This window comes from Stenotrophomonas sp. SMYL8 (assembly GCF_036320065.1).
GTDB lineage: Bacteria > Pseudomonadota > Gammaproteobacteria > Xanthomonadales > Xanthomonadaceae > Stenotrophomonas > Stenotrophomonas maltophilia_A.
In genome coordinates, this window is the sequence record NZ_JAWIRR010000004.1 from 247,615 (window position 1) to 265,546 (window position 17,932).

General features: G+C 67.1%; 11 protein-coding genes. 9 read left to right on the forward strand and 2 right to left on the reverse strand.

Annotated elements, in window-relative coordinates; genetic code table 11:
• The first annotated feature begins 31 nt into the window (after positions 1 to 31).
• The 9 genes from V3B25_RS06160 to V3B25_RS06200 all read left to right on the forward strand — a co-directional run bounded on the left by V3B25_RS06160 (position 32) and on the right by V3B25_RS06200 (position 15,337).
• Entirely contained in the window at positions 32 to 3,265 is a 3,234-nt protein-coding gene (locus V3B25_RS06160; RefSeq protein WP_100437674.1) for an efflux RND transporter permease subunit, read from the forward strand.
• Between the two features lie 31 nt (positions 3,266 to 3,296).
• Positions 3,297 to 6,419, forward strand: coding sequence for an efflux RND transporter permease subunit (locus V3B25_RS06165; RefSeq protein ID WP_329810317.1), 3,123 nt, complete (start codon positions 3,297 to 3,299; stop codon positions 6,417 to 6,419).
• A 337-nt stretch (positions 6,420 to 6,756) separates the two neighbouring features.
• The gene (locus V3B25_RS06170) at positions 6,757 to 8,814 is read left to right on the forward strand and encodes a TonB-dependent receptor (RefSeq protein ID WP_248858381.1); all 2,058 of its coding nucleotides are present in this window, start codon (positions 6,757 to 6,759) and stop codon (positions 8,812 to 8,814) included.
• Positions 8,815 to 8,943: 129 nt separating this feature from the next.
• Positions 8,944 to 11,121, forward strand: a complete 2,178-nt coding sequence (gene yccS, locus V3B25_RS06175) for a YccS family putative transporter (protein ID WP_329810318.1) — start codon at positions 8,944 to 8,946, stop codon at positions 11,119 to 11,121.
• A gap of 140 nt (positions 11,122 to 11,261) precedes the next feature.
• On the forward strand, positions 11,262 to 12,056 hold the full coding sequence (locus tag V3B25_RS06180; protein WP_049461643.1) for an SDR family oxidoreductase: 795 nt from the start codon (positions 11,262 to 11,264) through the stop codon (positions 12,054 to 12,056).
• 139 nt (positions 12,057 to 12,195) lie between these two features.
• A complete protein-coding gene (locus tag V3B25_RS06185; RefSeq protein ID WP_182266809.1) occupies positions 12,196 to 14,085 on the forward strand; it encodes an MFS transporter in 1,890 nt (629 codons plus the stop codon).
• A 182-nt stretch (positions 14,086 to 14,267) separates the two neighbouring features.
• Positions 14,268 to 14,555 (forward strand): CD225/dispanin family protein, encoded by a 288-nt coding sequence (locus V3B25_RS06190; protein WP_005419784.1) that lies wholly within the window; start codon positions 14,268 to 14,270, stop codon positions 14,553 to 14,555.
• Between the two features lie 34 nt (positions 14,556 to 14,589).
• On the forward strand, positions 14,590 to 14,868 hold the full coding sequence (locus tag V3B25_RS06195; protein ID WP_032127177.1) for a CD225/dispanin family protein: 279 nt from the start codon (positions 14,590 to 14,592) through the stop codon (positions 14,866 to 14,868).
• Between the two features lie 43 nt (positions 14,869 to 14,911).
• The gene (locus V3B25_RS06200; RefSeq protein WP_201117509.1) at positions 14,912 to 15,337 is read left to right on the forward strand and encodes a DUF2752 domain-containing protein; all 426 of its coding nucleotides are present in this window, start codon (positions 14,912 to 14,914) and stop codon (positions 15,335 to 15,337) included.
• A gap of 530 nt (positions 15,338 to 15,867) precedes the next feature.
• Here the strand turns inward: V3B25_RS06200 and ampE are convergent.
• Both ampE and nudC read right to left on the reverse strand, forming a co-directional pair.
• Positions 15,868 to 16,755, reverse strand: a complete 888-nt coding sequence (ampE, locus tag V3B25_RS06205) for a regulatory signaling modulator protein AmpE (protein WP_329810319.1) — start codon at positions 16,753 to 16,755, stop codon at positions 15,868 to 15,870.
• A 134-nt stretch (positions 16,756 to 16,889) separates the two neighbouring features.
• Entirely contained in the window at positions 16,890 to 17,795 is a 906-nt protein-coding gene (gene nudC, locus V3B25_RS06210; protein ID WP_329810320.1) for an NAD(+) diphosphatase, read from the reverse strand.
• Positions 17,796 to 17,932 lie beyond the last annotated feature (137 nt).

A 17,932-nucleotide genomic window follows, 5' to 3' on the forward strand; every position in this document is an offset into this window, starting at 1 on the left:
CCGACATTGAAGTGCCAGCAAGGATCAGTCCGTGGGCTTTTCGACGATCTTCATCCGCCGCCCCATCGCCACCTCGCTGTTGATGGCGGGCCTGTTGCTGCTGGGCATCCTCGGTTACCGCAAGCTGCCGGTGTCGGCGCTGCCGGAAATCGATGCGCCCAGCCTGGTGGTCACCACCCAGTACCCCGGCGCCAACGCCACCACCATGGCCTCGCTGGTCACCACGCCGCTGGAGCGCCAGTTCGGGCAGATCTCCGGGCTGGAGCTGATGACCTCCGACTCGTCGGCCGGGTTGTCCACGATCATCCTGCAGTTCTCGATGGACCGGAACATCGACATTGCCGCGCAGGACGTGCAGGCGGCGATCCGCCAGGCCACCCTGCCCTCGTCGCTGCCCTACCAGCCGGTCTACAACCGGGTGAATCCGGCCGACGCGGCCATCGTTACCCTGAAACTGACCTCTGACACGCGCCCGCTGCGCGACGTCAACAACTACGCCGACTCGATCCTGGCCCAGCGCCTGTCGCAGGTGCAGGGCGTGGGCCTGGTCTCGATCGCCGGCAACGTGCGCCCGGCCGTGCGCATCCAGGTCAATCCGGCGCAGCTGTCGAACATGGGCCTGACCCTGGAACAGCTGCGCAGCGCGCTGACCCAGGCCAACGTCAACGCGCCGAAGGGTTCGCTGAACGGCAAGACCCAGTCCTACAGCATTGGTACCAACGACCAGCTCACCAGTGCCGCCGAGTACCGCGACACCATCATCAGCTACAAGAACGGACGTCCCGTGCGTTTGTCCGACGTGGCCGAAGTGGTTGATGGCGTGGAGAACGACCAGCTGGCCGCCTGGGCCGATGGCAAGCCGGCGGTGCTGCTGGAAGTGCGCCGCCAGCCCGGCGCCAACATCGTGCAGACCGTCGAGCGCATCCGCGCGATCCTGCCGCAGCTGCAGGGCGTGCTGCCAGCCGACGTGCACCTGGAGATCTTCAACGACCGTACCGAGACCATCCGTGCCTCGGTACATGAGGTGCAGTTCACCCTGATCCTGACCATCGGCCTGGTGGTGGCGGTGATCTTCGTGTTCCTGCGCCGCCTGTGGGCCACGATCATTCCCTCGGTGGCGGTGCCGTTGTCGCTGGCCGGCACCTTCGCGGTGATGGCCTTTGCCGGCATGTCGCTGGACAACCTCTCGCTGATGGCGCTGGTGGTGGCCACCGGCTTCGTGGTCGACGATGCGATCGTGATGATCGAGAACATCGTGCGTTACATCGAGCAGGGCAAGAGTGGCAAGGAAGCGGCCGAAATCGGTGCGCGCCAGATCGGCTTCACCGTGCTGTCGCTGACCGTCTCGCTGGTGGCGGTGTTCCTGCCGCTGCTGCTGATGCCCGGCGTCACCGGCCGCCTGTTCCACGAGTTCGCGTGGGTGCTGAGCATCGCCGTCGTGCTGTCGATGCTGATCTCGCTGACGCTGACCCCGATGATGTGCGCCTACCTGCTCAAGCCCGACGCCTTGCCCGAAGGAGAGGACGCACATGAGCGTGCGGCGGCGGCCGGCAAGCAGAACCTGTGGACGCGCACCGTCGGCCTGTACGAGCGCAGCCTGGACTGGGTGCTGGACCACCAGCGCCTGACCCTGGCCGTGGCCGGCGGCGCACTGGTGCTGACCGTGCTGCTGTACGTGCTGATTCCCAAGGGCCTGCTGCCCGAACAGGACACCGGGCTGATCACCGGCGTGGTCCAGGCTGACCAGAACATCGCCTTCCCGCAGATGGAGCAGCGCACCAAGCAGGTGGCCGAAGCGCTGCGCCAGGACCCGGACGTGACCGGCGTGTCAGCCTTCATCGGCGCGGGCAGCATGAATCCCACGCTCAACCAGGGCCAGCTGTCGATCGTGCTGAAGGAACGCGGCGAGCGCGACGGCCTGGACAAGATCCTGCCGCGCCTGCAGAAGGCCGTCGCCGGTATTCCGGGCGTGGCCCTGTACCTGAAGCCGGTCCAGGACGTGACGCTGGATACCCGCGTGGCCGCCACCGAGTACCAGTACTCGCTGTCGGACGTCGATCCGGCGACCGTGGCCACCCAGGCCACGCGCCTGACCGAAGCACTGCGCAAGCGCCCGGAACTGGCCGACGTCGACAACAACCTGTCCAACCAGGGCCGCGCGCTTGAACTGAACATCGACCGCGACAAGGCCAGCGTGCTGGGCGTGCCGATGCAGACCATCGACGACACGCTTTACGATGCGTTCGGCCAGCGTCAGATCTCGACCATCTTCACCGAACTCAACCAGTACCGCGTGGTGCTGGAAGTGGCGCCGGAGTTCCGCACCAGCACCGCGCTGATGGAACAGCTGGCCGTTGCCTCCAATGGTGCCGGTGCACTGACCGGCACCAATGCCACCAGTTTCGGCCAGGTCACCTCGTCGAACTCATCGACGGCTACCGGCATCGGCGCGCAGAACACCGGCATCACCGTCGGGGCGGGCAGCATCATTCCGCTGTCGGCACTGGCCGAAGGCAAGGTCAGCAGTGCGCCGCTGGTGGTCAGCCACCAGCAGCAACTGCCGGCAGTTACGGTCTCGTTCAACGTGGCGCCGGGCTATTCGCTGTCCGAAGCGGTGCGGGCGATCCAGGAAACCAAGGACAGCCTGGACATGCCCACCCACCTGCATGCCGAATTCATCGGCAAGGCCGCCGAATTCACCGGCAGCCAGACCGATGTGGTGTGGCTGCTGCTGGCCTCGCTGGTGGTGATCTACATCGTGCTGGGCGTGCTCTACGAGAGCTACATCCACCCGATCACGATCATCTCCACGCTGCCGCCGGCCGGTGTCGGCGCATTGCTGGCGCTGATGCTGTGCGGGCTGAGCCTGTCGGTGGACGGCATCGTCGGCATCGTGCTGCTGATCGGCATCGTCAAGAAGAACGGCATCATGATGGTGGACTTCGCGATCGAGGCGCGTCGCGCCGGTGCCAACGCGCATGAAGCGATCCGCCGCGCCTGCCTGCTGCGCTTCCGCCCGATCATGATGACCACCGCCGCAGCCATGCTCGGCGCGCTGCCGCTGGCACTGGGCACCGGCATCGGCTCGGAACTGCGCCGCCCGCTGGGCATCGCCATCGTCGGTGGCCTGCTGCTGTCGCAGCTGGTCACCCTGTACACCACGCCGGTGATCTACCTGTACATGGAGCGCTTCTCCGAATGGCTGGCCCGCCGCCGCGAGCAGCGCGCACTGCGCGACGGTTCGCTGCAGGAGCCGCAGGCATGAACCACTCCCCGGTGCCGTGGGGGGCCGCACGATGAACCTGTCCGGCCCCTTCATCCGCCGTCCGATCGGCACCGCGCTGCTGGCCATCGGCCTGTTCATGGTCGGCCTGATCTGCTACCTGCGGCTGGGCGTGTCGGCGCTGCCGAACATCGAGATCCCGGTGATCTTCGTGCACGCCAGCCAATCGGGCGCGGATGCGGCGACCATGGCCTCCACGGTCACTGCACCGCTGGAACGCCATCTCGGCCAGCTGCCGGGCATCGACCGCATGCGCTCGTCGAGCTCGGAAGGCAGCTCGCTGGTCTTCATGATCTTCCAGAGCGGCCACAACATCGATTCGGCGGCACTGGACGTACAGACCGCGATCAACTCGGCGCAGGCCGACCTGCCCACGGGCATGGGCTCGCCGATGTACCAGAAGGCGAACCCGAACGATGACCCGGTGATCGCCATCGCGCTGACCTCGCAGACGCAGTCGGCCGACGAACTGTACAACGTCGCCGATTCGCTGCTGGCGCAGCGCATCCGCCAGATCAGCGGTGTTGCTTCGGTCGACATCGCCGGTGCTTCGACGCCAGCGGTACGCGTGGACGTGAACCTGCGCCTGATGAACGCGCTGGGCCTGACTGCCGATGACCTGCGCAACGCGGTGCGCGCGGCCAACGTGACCTCGCCCACCGGCTTCCTCAGCGATGGCAACACCACCACTGCGATCATCGCCAACGACTCGGTGGCGCGTGCGGCCGACTTCGCCGACCTGGTGGTCAAGACCCAGGGCGATGGCCGGGTGATCCGGCTGAAGGACATCGCCAACGTCTACGACGGCCAGCAGGATGCCTACCAGGCGGCGTGGTTCGACCACAAGCCGGCGGTGGTGATGTACGTGTTCACCCGCGCCGGCGCCAACATCGTGGAGACCGTGGACCGGGTCAAGGCACAGATCCCCGCGCTGCGCGACTACCTGCAGCCGGGCACCACGATGACGCCGTACTTCGACCGTACGCCGACCATCCGCTCGTCGCTGCATGAAGTACAGATCACTCTGCTGATCAGCCTGGCGATGGTGGTGCTGACCATGGCGCTGTTCCTGCGCCGGCTGGCACCCACGCTTATCGCCGCAGTGACCGTGCCGCTGTCGCTGGCCGGTGCCGCGCTGGTGATGTACGTGATGGGTTTCACCCTGAACAACCTGAGCCTGCTGGCGCTGGTGATCGCGATCGGCTTCGTGGTCGACGATGCGATCGTGGTGATCGAGAACATCATGCGCCACCTCGACGAAGGCATGCCGCGGATGCAGGCAGCGCTGACCGGCGCGCGCGAGATCGGCTTCACCATCGTCTCGATCACCGCCTCGCTGGTGGCGGTGTTCATCCCGCTGCTGTTCGCCAGCGGCATGATGGGCGCGTTCTTCCGCGAGTTCACCGTCACCCTGGTGGCGGCCATCGTGGTCTCGATGATCGTCTCGCTGACCCTGACCCCGGCGCTGTGCAGCCGCTTCCTCAGCGCCCACGACCACACGGCGCCGCCGTCGCGCTTCGGCCGTTGGCTGGATGCCGGCCACGAGCGCATGCTGCGCATCTACACCGTGTTCCTGGACTTCTCGCTGCGCCATGCGCTGCTGCTGTCGCTGACGCCGCTGCTGCTGATCGGTGCCACCGTCTTCCTGTTCGGCGCGGTGAAGAAGGGCGCGTTCCCGCCGCAGGACACCGGCCTGATCTGGGGCCGCGCCAACTCCAGCGCCACCGTATCCTTCGAGGACATGGTCGCCCGCCAGCGCCGCATCACCGACATGCTGATGGCCGACCCGGCGGTGAAGACCGTGGGTGTGCGCCTGGGCAGCGGTCGCCAGGGCTCCAGCGCACAGTTCAACGTCGAGCTGAAATCGCGCAAGGAAGGCCGCCGCGAAACCACCGCGCATGCACTGGCACGCTTGAGCGCCAAGGCCGACCGTTACCCTGACCTGCAGCTGCGCCTGCGCGCGATCCAGGACCTGCCCAGCAACGATGGCGGTGGCTCCAGCCAGGGCGCGCAGTACCGCATCTCGCTGCAGGGCAATGACCTGGCGTCACTGCAGGAATGGCTGCCCAAGCTGCAGGCGGAGCTGAAGAAGAACCCGAAGCTGCGCGACGTCGGCACCGATGTGGACAATGCCGGGCTGCGCCAGAACATCGAGATCGACCGTGCCAAGGCCGCCCGCCTGGGTGTTTCGGTCGGCGCCATCGACGGCGCCCTGTACGGTGCGTTCGGCCAGCGCCAGATCTCGACCATCTATTCGGACATCAACCAGTACAGCGTGGTGGTCAACGCCCTGCCCTCGCAGACCGCTACGCCGGCAGCGCTGGACGAGGTGCATGTGCGGGCGCGCAATGGCGAGATGGTGCCGATCACGGCGGTGGCCAAGCAGGTGCCAGGGCTGGCGCCTTCGCAGATCACCCATGAGAACCAGTACACGACGATGGACCTCAGCTACAACCTGGCGCCGAACGTGAGCATGGGCGAGGCCAAGGCGATCATCGACGCGACCGTGGCCGGCATGCGCATGCCCGGCGACATCCGCCTGGCTGATGACGCCGGCTTCGGCTTCAACTCCGACCCCAGCGACATGCTGATCCTGGTGTTTGCCGCGATCCTGACCGTGTACCTGGTGCTGGGCATGCTGTACGAGAGCCTGATCCACCCGGTCACCATCCTGTCCACGCTGCCGGCGGCGGGCGTGGGTGCGCTGCTGGCGTTGTTCGGCACCAATACCGAACTATCGGTGATCTCGATGATCGCGCTGGTGCTGCTGATCGGCATCGTCAAGAAGAACGCGATCATGATGATCGACTTCGCGCTGGTGGCGCAGCGCGAACATGGGCTGGCACCGCGCGAAGCGGCACGCGAGGCCAGCATCGTGCGCTTCCGCCCGATCATGATGACCACGATGGTGGCGATCCTGGCTGCTGTGCCGCTGGCGATCGGCCTCGGCGAAGGGTCCGAGCTGCGGCGTCCGCTGGGTATCGCGATGATCGGCGGCCTGCTGTTCTCGCAGAGCCTGACCCTGCTCAGCACGCCGGCGCTGTACGTGATCTTCTCCTGCCTGGCCGAGCGCTGGCGCGCACGTCGCGCACGCAGGCGCGAAGCGAAGCTGCTCAAGCGCGCGCAACGGGCGTAGAAGGGCCCATCCACGCAGGGCGTGGATCTACTGGTAGCGCCGGCCGCTGGCCGGCGTTCTCCGTACAGCCAATCTGCCGGCCAGCGGCCGGCACTACCGTGGGAGCGGATGGTGGGTACGAACCGTGGGCACGGATGGTGGGTGCGGACCGTTGGTCCGCATGCCTCCGGGTTTGACGCACGGTAACGAAAAGAGAACAATTCTCATCCAGCCATGGTCCTGCGCCCCTTCGCGGCGCCCCGCTGCCATCTCCGGCCAGCCTGCGTGATCCCAGCCACTGCCCCTTCCCCCACCCGTGGGCGGATGGCCTGTGGCCGTCCGTCGAGGACCACCATCGATGCTGCCTTCCCGTTCTCCCCGCCTGGCCCTGCTGGCCATCGCCCTGTCAGCCGCCTGCGCTGCCCATGCCGAAGCGCCGGCCGTCAGCCGTAACGCCACCGATCTGGATGCGGTGAAGGTCACCGCCGAACGCACCCATACCGACGCCGGCGCACTGGGCGACCGCGCCCTGCGCGACACTCCGTTCGCGATCACCGCTGTTGGCCGCGAGCAGATCGAGCAGCGCCAGGTGGTCTCGCTGGGCGAAGCCTTCCTGCTCGACCCTTCGGTCAGCACCCAGGTCAGCGCCTATGCCAGTGGCTGGAGCTCGCCCATCCGCAACCGCGGTCTGGAGCTGAACTACGACAGCTACCGGGTCAATGGCCTGCAGGTCTCTTCCTGGGGCACCGAATGGCCGCTGGAAGTGATGGAACAGGTCGATCTGCTGAAAGGCCCGGGCGGATTCCTGTATGGCTTCGGCACCCCCGGCGGCATCGTCAATTACATCACCAAGAAGCCGACGGACACGCCCACCTTCTCCGCCCAGCTGGGCTGGCGCGAACAGGGCATCGTCAGCGGCGGCATCGACGTTGGCGGCCGCTTCGGCAACGAGCAGATGTTCGGCTACCGCTTCAACGCCTTCCAGGAAAAAGGCGAGACCTTCAATGGCGGACACGTCGATCGCAAGGTGGGCGCACTGTCGCTGGACGCGCGCCTGAGCGATGCGCTCACCTGGACCTTCGACGGAGTGTTCCAGTCGCGCGACCTGCGCGAGGAATCACCGCAGTACTACTTCCGTGGCCTGACCTCGTTGCCGCGGCCGATCGCCGGAGATACCGACAACAGCGTGCCCGGCACCTACTACGACACACGCTCCAGCCTGCTGTCGACCGGCTTGAACTGGCAGATCAACAGCGACTGGAAAGCCAGCCTGAGTTACGGCGTCACCACCTCGTGGAACGACGTCAACAAGATCTTCGCCTACATCGACGATCTCAACGGCGACTACGACGTCAACGTCTACGAACTGGGTGGCAAGAGCGAGTGGAAGCTGGCCCAGGCGATGCTGCAGGGCAGCTTCCGCACCGGCCCCCTTCAGCATCAGGTGGTGGCGGGCATCAGCCACCAGACCGGACTGGGGTGGGACCGCCCCTACGAGTGGAACCTGATTGGCCGCGCCAACCTGTACCAGCGCCATGCCATCCGCCACGACGCCGTTGGTTCGCGGGTGATGACCCGCGGCGACGAGACGGTGCAGCAGGCGGTGTTCGCAAGCGATACGGTGAACCTCGGCAGCGGCTGGTCGGTGCTGGCGGGCTGGCGCTACAACGACTTCGAAACCAAGGGGCGGTACCACACCTACCCGGTCACCCCGACCTACGCCGTGATGTTCAAGCCCAGCGAGGCGGTCACCCTCTACGCCAGCTACATCGAGTCGCTCGAAGCGGGCAGCCGCGTAGGCAACAGCTACATCAACGCCGGTGACGTGCTTGATCCCACCATCAGCAAGCAGTACGAGATCGGGGCCAAGGTCGAAGCGGCGCGTTGGAATGCGAACGTGGCCGCGTTTCGGCTGGAACGTGGTGCCAACATCGATGAGCTCACGCCGGCCGGCAAGCGCCTGGTGCAGGACGGCATCACGCTGTACGAAGGCATTGAAGCCAGTGCCGACCTGCACCTCAACGATGCACTGACCGTCGGCGGCGGCGTCACCTGGCTGGATCCGACCTACGACAAGCTGTCCCCGGGCAGCGCCGCACAGGAAGGCAACCGCACCGCCGGTGCTGCGCGCTGGAGCGGGGTACTGCACGCCACCTACCAGCTGCCGTGGGTAGACGGCTTGGAAACCTACGCCGCCGTGCGCTACTACGGCGATGTCTGGTATGACGCCGACAACACCCTGAAGCTGCCTGACTACACGCTGGTGAATGCAGGCATCGGCTATCGCCTGCTGGCGTCCGGCCATCCGGTGACCCTGCGTGCCAGCGTCGAGAACCTGGCCAACCGGAAGTACTGGTCCAACGCCGGCGCCGGCCTGCCGCGCACGTTCGCGGTGAGCGTGCGCTGGGAGATGTAAGGTGCCGGTCCCCGCCGTCCATGCGGACGACGGGCCCGCACATGGACGGTGGGTGCGGACCGTTGGTCCGCACTCCATATTTCACCCCGCACCCGCAATAATGGTGGGAGACCCTTCCACCGAGCCTGCATGCCCGCCCGCGAATCCCGCCTCAGCCGCCTGTGGGCCCACGAAAAGGCCAGTTATGGCCTTCGGGTGTTCATCGCCCTGACCGCAGCGCTTGCCGTGTGCTGGCAGCTGGACGCGCTCACTGCCCTGCCCGGCGTGTTCCTCGGCATCATCGCCAGCGCCATCGCCGAGACCGATGACAACTGGTGGGGCCGTACCAAGGCGGTACTGCTGTCGCTGCTGTGCTTCTGCCTCGCCGCCGCCTCGGTGATCTGGCTGTTCCCCTGGCCGTGGATCTTCATCGGCGCGCTGGCGCTGTCCACCTTCGGGTTGACCCTGCTGGGTGCGCTCGGCGAGCGCTACGCGTCCATCGCCCAGGCCACGGTAACGCTTGCGATCTACACCATGATCGGGCTGGAGCAGCATGGCGCCAGCGACCTGCACAGCGCGCTGGACGCGGTCAGCCACCTGCTGGCCGGTGCGGTCTGGTACGGCCTGCTGTCGATCCTGTGGACCGCACTGTTCGCCAACCGTCCGGTACGCGAACGCGTGGCGCGACTGTACGTTGAACTGGGCCGCTACCTGCAGTTGAAGGCAACACTGTTCGAGCCGGTGCGCGAGGCCGACCTGCAGCGTCGCCAGCTCGACCTGGCCGAACAGAACCGGCGCGTAGTCGGTGCATTGAATGAAGCCAAGACCGCGATCCTGGCCCGCTTCGGCCGTTCCGGGCGGCCCGGCGTGAACTCCGGCCTGTACCTGCGCCTCTATTACATGGCACAGGATTTCCACGAGCGCGCCAGCTCCTCGCACTACCCCTACGGTGCGCTGGTCGATGCCTTCTTCCACAGCGATGTGCTGTACCGCTGCCAGCGCCTGCTCGACCTGCAGGGGCAGGCCTGCGCACGGCTGGGCGAGGCGATCCGCCTGCGCCGTCCGTTCGTGTATGGCGAAAGCAACCAGCAGGCCGGGCGCGACCTGGCCGATGCGCTGGACTATCTGCGCGACCAGCAGCGGCCGCAGTGGCAGCGACTGCTTGGCTCGCTGGATCTACTCGTGCACAACCTGCGCAGCATCGAGCGCCGCCTGCTGGATGCGGAGCGCTCCGAGGCCAGCCTGGACAACGTCGATACCCGCCTGCGCGACAGCAACCCGCACACCCTGCGCGAGATGGGCGTGCGCGTGCGCCAGCAGCTCACGCCCGGCTCGGTCCTGTTCCGCCACGGCCTGCGCATGGCATTGGCCCTGATCGCCGGCTTCGCGGCAATCCGCTTGTTCAATGCACAGAACGGCTCGTGGGTGCTGCTGACCATCGTGTTCGTGTGCCGCCCCAACTTCGGCGCGACCCGCCAGCGCCTTGCACAACGCATCGTCGGCACCGTGGCCGGCCTGGTGCTGACCTGGGCACTGCTGCAGCTGTTCCCGCAACTGCACGTGCAGCTGCTGATCGCGCTGCTGTCGGCGCTGCTGTTCTTCTTCACCCGCACCGACCGCTACCTGGTGGCGTCGGCGGCGATCACGGTGATGGCCCTGACCTGCTTCAACCTGATCGGCGACGGCTTCGTGCTGATCGTGCCGCGCATGGTCGATACGCTGCTGGGTTGTGCAATCGCGGCGGCGGCCGCGTTCCTGATCCTGCCCGACTGGCAGGGCCGGCAGCTGCACCTTGTGCTGGCGCGCGTGCTGGACACCGCCGCGCGCTACCTGGATTCGGTACTGGGCCAGTACCGCAGCGGCATGCGTGACGATCTGGCCTACCGCATCGCCCGCCGCGACATGCACAACGCCGACGCCGCGCTATCCACCGCGTTGTCGAACATGCTGCGTGAGCCCGGCCATGTGCGCCGCAATCTGGATGCCGGCTTCCACTTCCTGGCGCTGTCCAACACACTGCTCGGGCACCTGTCGGCCCTGGGTGCGCACCGCGACCAGGTGGACAGCTACGCCGGCGATCCGCTGGCGCTGGCTGCCGGTGAGCGCGTGCGCAAGGCGCTGCAGCAACTGGCGACGGCCCTGAGCGCTCGGCAGCCGGTCAGCGAGGACGACAACGACGCTGATCGCGCGGTGGCGGCCGAACTGGAACAGATCGACGAGGCGATGCCGCCGAAGCTGCAGCTGATCCGCACGCAGATGGCGCTGGTGCTGCGGATGCTGCCGAAGGTGCGGGCGGCGGCGAATGAGGCGGTGACCAGCCTGACCTGATCCCTCATCGCTGGTCGGACATTCCATCCACGCATGGCGTGGATCTACTGCATCGCGTGCAACCGTGCGTTGCGTATGGCGATGCATCCCGATCACGTTCCCGCGCGGATACTGGGTGATCCCCTGCCCCGGATTCCTCCATGAAGATCGAACTCACCGGCCGTACCGCGCTGGTCACCGCCTCCACCGCCGGCATCGGCCTGGCGATTGCCCAGGGCCTGGCCAACGCGGGCGCGCGGATCATTCTCAACGGCCGCAGCACCGACAGCGTCGAACGCGCCCGCCAGCGCCTGCTCGCCGCCGTTCCGGGTGCCGACGTGCTCGGCGTGGCCGCCGACCTCTCCGATGCGGCCGGCGTCGACACGCTGCTGGCAGGCCTGCCCAAGGTCGACATCCTGGTCAACAACGCCGGCATTTTCGGCCCCGAGGACTTCTTCGAGACCGAAGACGCGACCTGGGAACGTTACTGGCAGACCAACGTGATGTCCGGCGTGCGCCTGTCGCGGGCACTGTTGCCGGCCATGGTCGATGCCGGCTGGGGTCGCGTCCTGTTCATCTCGTCCGAATCGGCACGCAACATTCCGGCCGACATGATCCACTACGGTGTCAGCAAGACCGCGCAGCTGTCGCTGTCGCGCGGCCTGGCCAAGCGCGTGGCCGGCAGCGGCGTCACCGTCAACGCGGTGTTGCCCGGCCCGACCCTGTCCGACGGTTTCGCGGCGATGTTCGAAGATGAACGCCAGCGCAGCGGCAAGCCACTGGAGCAGATCGGCCGCGAGTTCGTGATGGCACACCGGCCGTCTTCGGTGATCCAGCGCACCGCCACGGTCGAGGAAGTGGCCAACATGGTGGTGTATCTGGCCTCGCCGCAGGCCTCGGCGACCTCGGGTGCGGCGCTGCGCGTGGATGGCGGCGTGGTCGACGATATCGTCTGAGACCTATCAAGGTGTGCGGACCAACGGTCCGCACCCACAGTTGTGGGGCTTCAGCAGATCCACGCCATGCGTGGATGCATCCCGCCATGGTCCCGGCGGATAGGCAGGAATGCTAGGCTGCGCCGGTCAAGGAGGCTCCATGTCCGGTCACAACCAGTTCGCCCTGCTGCGCCAGCGCCGTTTCCTGCCGTTCTTCGTCGTCCAGGCGCTCGGAGCGTTCAACGACAACGTGTACCGGCAGGCGATCATCAGCATGTTGCTGTTCATGGCCGTACCGGAGGAAGAACTGGGGCTGTACGCCACGCTGGCACCGGCCATCTTCATCCTGCCGTACTTCCTGTTCTCGGCGCTGGCCGGGCAGATTGCCGACAAACTGGAAAAATCGCGGCTGATCGTGATCACCACCACCATGGAGATCGTGATCATGTCGCTGGCAGCCACCGGCTTCCTCACTCAGAGCCTGCCGGTGCTGCTGGTCGCCCTGTTCTGCACCGGCATGCAGTCGACCCTGTTCGGCCCGGTGAAGTACTCGGTGCTGCCGTCGGTGCTCAAGCCCGAAGAGCTGACCGGTGGCAACGGGCTGGTTGAAATGGGCACCTCGATGTCGATCCTGTCCGGCATGATCGTCGGCGGCCTGGTGTTCACCGTGGCCGGCAGCCACGGCACGGTGGTGGCGGCCTGCGCGATCATCGGTCTGGCGATCTGCGGCAACATCGCCGCGCGCCTGATTCCCAAGGTCGATGCCGGCGACCCGAACCTGAAGATCAACTGGAACCCGCTGCCCGAATCACTGGCGGTGCTGCGCATGGCGCGCCAGCAGAAGGCGGTGCGCAATTCAATCCTGGGCGTGTCCTGGTTCTGGTTCGTCGGCACCGTGCTGACCTCGCAGCTGCCGGCCTATGCCGTGACCAACCTCGGCGGTGAGCCGACCCTGTATATCTTTGCCCTGGCCCTGTTCTCGGTCGGCACCGGCGTTGGCTCGTTGCTGTGCGAGAAGCTGTCGGCACGCACGGTGGAAATCGGCCTGGTGCCGCTGGGTGCGTTCGGCATGACCGCGTTCCTGCTCGACCTGTATTTCGCCCGCAGTGGCGAAGCGACCGTGCACGGACTGACCATCGGGACGTTCCTGCAGCAGCCGGGCAGCATCCGCATCGTCATCGACCTGATCGGCATCGGCCTGTTCACCGGCATCTTCGTGGTGCCGCTGTTCGCGCTGATCCAGAGCCGCACGCCGAAGGCGCAGATGTCGCGCGTGTTTGCGGCGCTGAACATCCAGAACTCCGGCTTCATCGTCGGCGCAGCCCTGCTGTCGCTGGCCGCGCACAAGCTGCTGCACTGGTCCATCCCGCAGCAGTTCCTGGCGCTGGCCATCGCCAACGCACTGGTGGCGATCTACATCTTCACCATCGTCCCCGAATTCCTGATGCGCTTCCTCAGCTGGCTGATGGTGCGCACCCTGTACCGCCTGCGCCCGCACGGCATCGAGGCCAACGTGCCCGACGAGGGTGCCGCGCTGCTGGTCTGCAACCATGTCAGCTACATGGACGCACTGATCCTGTCGGCGACGATCCCGCGCCCGGTGCGCTTCGTCATGTACTACAAGATCTTCAACATTCCGGTGATGCGCTGGATCTTCCGGACCGCCAAGGCGATCCCGATCGCCGGTGCGCGCGAAGACCCGGCGCTGATGCAGCGCGCGTTCGATGACATCGATGCAGCGCTGGCCGAAGGCGAGCTGGTCTGCATCTTCCCGGAAGGCGCGCTGACCAAGGATGGCGCGATGGCACCGTTCAAGTCCGGCGTCGAGAAGATCCTCGAACGGCGGCCGGTGCCGGTGGTGCCGATGGCGCTGCGCGGCATGTGGTCGAGCATGTGGAGCCGGCGCGACAGCCGCCTGGGCCGCATGCGCGTGCCGCGCCGTTTCCGCGCCACCGTCGAGGTGGTGGCGGCAGCGGCCGTGGATGGCCACAGCACCAGCGCACCGGTGCTGGAGGCCCAGGTGCGGGCCCTGCGCGGCGATCACGCCTGACGAGATGGGCCCGCCGAGCGGGCCCAGCGGACTCCCCCACATACGTCACCGTCCAGTGGTGTACGCGACATGTCGTGACTGTAAACGCATACATGCAACGCAGGTTGCGGTAGATTACGCACCCACAGGGGGGAGGTCCGGCCGATTCATCATGGCCGGCCACCAAGGAATGGAGTCTCGCTTTGAATCAACCACCACCGCTCAGCCGTCCGGTCTACATCCCCAACCATCTGGTCTGGGCGATCCTGACGACGCTGTTCTGCTGCCTGCCGTTGGGCGTGGTGTCGATCGTGTACGCCTCCCAGGTCGATGGCCGCCGCGCGGCCGGCGACCTGCCGGGGGCCTACAGTGCGTCGCGCAAGGCGGGCTGGTGGGCGGTGGCTTCGGCCGTGGCCCTGCCGGTCCTGTTGCTGTTGTGGTTCGGGCTGTTCGGCGGCTTGGCCGTACTGGGCGCTCTTTCCGACCAATGATTCACCACCACCACCCATCAAGGAGCTTGAACCCATGAATACTGCTACTCCGCAGGTCCCGAACAACCTGGTCTGGGCGATCCTGACCACCCTGTTCTGCTGCCTGCCGGCCGGCATCGTGTCGATCGTCTACGCCGCCCAGGTCAACGGCAAGCTGGCGGCCGGCGACATCGCCGGCGCCCAGGACTCCGCCGCCAAGGCCAAGAAGTGGGCCATGTGGTCGGCCATCGCCTGGGTCGTGCTGGTCGTGCTGTACGTGCTGTTCTTCGTTGTGCTCGGCGGCATGGGCGCGATGAGCAACGGCAACTACTGATACGCCTGGACGGATCCGGCGCCTGCGCCGGATCCGTTGTTGCATGTCCGCGCTTCCCGCTCGTTCCCGACTCGCCCGCTGGGCACCGCTGCTGGTTTCCGCCGGCCTGGCCGTGAGTGCCACGGTGGTGCTGCGCAACGTCAATCCGTATGTCGCCGGCAATCCCCTGCCGAGCTGCCCGCTGTACGCGCTGACCGGCCTGTACTGCCCGGGCTGTGGCAGCACGCGCTGCCTGTATTCCCTGGTCCACTTCGACCTGCCCGGCGCGATGGCGATGAACCCGCTGCTGGTCATCAGCCTGCCGTTCCTGTTGTTGATGCTGCTGAACATCGCCGGCATCCGCCCGCGTGTGCTCGACCCGCTGATGCGGGTGCTGGCCAATCCCGTGTTCTGGCTCTGGGTGCTGCCCGGGTATGCGCTGCTGCGCAACCTGCCGTGGGCACCGTTCACCGCACTGGCACCGATCTAGGTTTCCAGCCAACGGCGCAGCCCCTCGTGGTGGGCGGCGTTTGTCGGTCATGGGATAGGCCGGACGGGTGGACTGCGCAGGGGTCGCTGCGAGTACGTCCATGTAAGCTCGGTCGCCGCATCCATGCGGCTCACGCCCCTGCGCAGCCCACCCGCCCGGCCACGGACAGTTTCCGTGCGCGTCCACCACGGAAAAGAAAGAAAAGATCAAAAGCAAAAGCGGATCGCTTCGCTCTGCATCCACGCATGGCGTGGATCTACCGTGTCGACCAAGGTCGACACCTACCGGCAATCGCAGTTCATCCACCGTCACCGGGAATGTGTCGGGGGTGGGGGGGGGGGGGGGGGGGGGGCGCGCCCCGCGGGCCCCCCGCCCCCCCCCCCCCCCCCCCCCCCCCGCGGGGTGCCCCGGCGCCCCCCCCCCCCCCCCCCCCCCCCGCCCAACCATCACCAATCCAGAGCTGCTGTTGCTGTTGCTGTTGCTGTTGCTGTTGCCTCTGCAGGTGCAGGGCTGCAAGCCCTGCAAAGCAACTACGTCACCCAGCCTGCAATCACCAGCAGGGCGAGGATCGCCAGCCACAGCAGCAGCATCCGCCACACCAGGCTCATCGCATCCCGCAGGTCCGGCAACCGCTGCCACACCGGCAACAGCCCCGCCTCGGTGTAATCGTGCGCATCCTCGCGCAGCTCGGCATTGACGCTGGCCCGCGCCACCGCGCCCAGGAAGCCGATGTTGCCGGCCAGGCGCTCGCCGTGGGCCTGGCGCCAGGCCTTCCACGCCGTATCGAAGTTGCCCACCAGCGCCATCGAAAATGCCATCAGCTGCGCCACCGGCCACTCGATCCAGCCCAGCAGGCGCTGCGCCAGCGCCAGCGGCTCCACCGGCACGCGGGCACGCATCGGGCTTTCCGCCATCAGCGCCAGCAGCCGGTAACCGAGAGCACCGGCCGGGCCCAGCAGCAGGAACCAGAACAGCACCGCGAACCAGCGCCGCAATGCATTGAGCACCGTCGCTTCGACCAGCGACGGCACGTCCTCGCGCAGGCTGCCACCGGCCGCCTGCAGGTTACGCACCGCGGCCTGGCGCGTCGCCGCGTCATCGGCATCGATGATCGCTTCGATATCGCGGTCCAGATCGCGCGGGCCCCAGCACCACGCCAGCACCGCCACGCCCAGCAGCAGCGACGGCAGGCCGAACAGCACCCCACGCAGCAACCACGCCAGCAGCGCCATCAGCAGCAGCGGCGGCAGCAGTGCCAGGGCAACGCCTGCCGGCCCCTGCCAGGCCTTGCCACCGCGCGCGTCCAGCCAGCCCAGCCAACGCCGGAAGCCGTCGAAACGGCGCAGCGAGGCGGCAGCGGCCGGGGCAACATGGCCCAGGGCCAGTGCCACCAGCACGGCGGCCAGAGTGGTGAACATGGCAGGTCTCCCTACGAAACAGAACGCTCGGCGTCGCTACCTTACCTGTCGCAGCGGCGCCCTCAGCGGTGAACCGGACTGTAACCCGGGCCGTGTTCAGGTGGCGGCAATACAGGCGCCACCGTCAGCCCCGCTCAGCCCTTCTGCTGCCGGTACCAGTGTTCGATCAGGCCGCGCGAAATCGAGATCGGCGGCGACAGGCGGATGCCCTGGCCATCGTCCTCCACATCGCGTGCCAGTGCAGCACCGACCTCGTCGGCACTGAACCAGCGCGCATCTTCCAGCTCGCCATCCACGGTCGGCAGGTCATCCTGCGCCTGTGCACGGAAACCGATCATCAGCGCGCCCGGGAACGGCCACGGCTGCGAACCGAGGTACTGGCAGGCGGTCACCCGTACCTTGCTCTCCTCGTGCACTTCACGCACCACGGTCTGCTCGAAGGTCTCGCCGGGTTCGACGAAGCCGGCCAGCACCGAGTAACGCCGCGGTGCCCAGTTCGACTGCCGGCCCAGCAGCAGCCGGCCCTGGTTTTCCACGGCGACGATCACGGCGGGATCGACACGCGGGTAGTGCTCGGTGGCGCACTGCCCGCAGCGGCCGACGAAGCCACCACGGGCAAACGCCACGGCGCCGCCGCACACGCCGCAGAAGCGGGTGCGCGAGTGCCAGTAGGACATGCCGCGGGCATAACTGAAGGCGGTCGCATCGCCCATCGGCCACAGCAGTGCGGCCTGGCGCAGGTCGAGGCGGCGCGGGGCCGTGACGGTAACGTTGGCGGCTTCGACCGAGAACCAGGCCTGCTCGCCACGCAGGCCAAGGAAGATCGCGGCACCGGGGCCGCCGCCGATGTCGACGCCGGTCAGCGCCAGCGGCTGGTCGTCATCGCCGGTGAAGGCGCTGCCGTCCTGATCGAGCACGAGAATGCGCGCGCCCGGCCACAGGCGCGCCAGTGCATCGGCATCGTCGCGCAGGGCATCGGCGCGCTCCAGCGGTTCGCCAACGAAGGCGAAACCGGAAAGCGGCGAAGGAGTATTGGGCATCCGGCAAGCGTGCCGCCAATCGATGCAGGTGGCAAGTTCGGCGCTGTGCGCAATCTGCCGGTGTGGGCGTGCAGGCACAGCATCCACGCATGGCGTGGATCTACAGAGGTGCCAACCTTGGTTGGCACCTTCCGGCC